The organism is Candidatus Protofrankia californiensis, assembly GCF_900634765.1.
GTDB lineage: Bacteria > Actinomycetota > Actinomycetes > Frankiales > Frankiaceae > Protofrankia > Protofrankia californiensis.
Genome location: NZ_CAAAFT010000051.1, coordinates 1 through 704, shown reverse-complemented (window position 1 = coordinate 704; position 704 = coordinate 1). Strand labels below are relative to the sequence as shown.

Sequence of the window (704 nt, the reverse complement as noted above, 5' to 3'; positions counted from 1 at the left end):
CGTCGACTCCCGCCGGCCCATCGTTTTCTGTGACGCGCGCCGGCGGGAATCCGTCAGGCAAGCCCTGATCGCACTGGTCCGCCACTCTCTCGACGTGGTCACGAGCGAAGAGCGGCAGCGGGGCCTCCCCGAGGCCAACGCCCGCGTCGACTAGTCGACTCGGGAGATGAAGGTGCTTGATCTTCTCGGTATCGACGACATCGCTTTCGCGGCCTACCGATTGTGGTTACGCCGGAAGGACATGAGCACCGAGGAGGTAAGCATCACCCTTGGGTATTCCACGAGCACGATTCGGCAGGCCCGCGACAGGCTCGTCGAACTCTCGCTCCTGGTGCCCTCCCGGGAGAAGCCCGACCGCCTGGTCGCGGTGCACCCCGAGGTTCCCCTCGAACAACTGCTCCGACAGCAACACGATCAGCTCATCCGCCGGCAGGAGGAACTCATCCGCGCGCGCATGCAAGTGAGCACACTGGTCGCCGACTACATGCAGGGCCGGCATACGGGGCCAAGTGTTGATGTTGCACGCCTAGAGAGCGCGAAGACGGTCGAGGAGCAGTTACTCGATCTCGTGGCCGGCGCTGAACGGGAGCTGCTCGTTCTGTACGCCCGGCCCGAGCAAAAGTCGGTCATGACAGCGGAATGCATACAGGCCGTCCTGCAGGCCCTCGACCGCGGGGTCGTCGTACGCGGTATCTGTCCGCGCC

Annotated in this window: 2 pseudogenes; both read left to right on the top strand. The window is 64.8% G+C overall.

Annotation, left to right across the window (positions count from 1 at the left end):
• Window positions 1-154: pseudogene (locus tag DD1DGNOD_RS28665) on the top strand (ATP-binding protein); the annotation flags it as partial.
• A 12-nt stretch (window positions 155-166) separates the two neighbouring features.
• A pseudogene (locus tag DD1DGNOD_RS02680) lies at window positions 167-704 on the top strand (LuxR family transcriptional regulator); the annotation flags it as partial.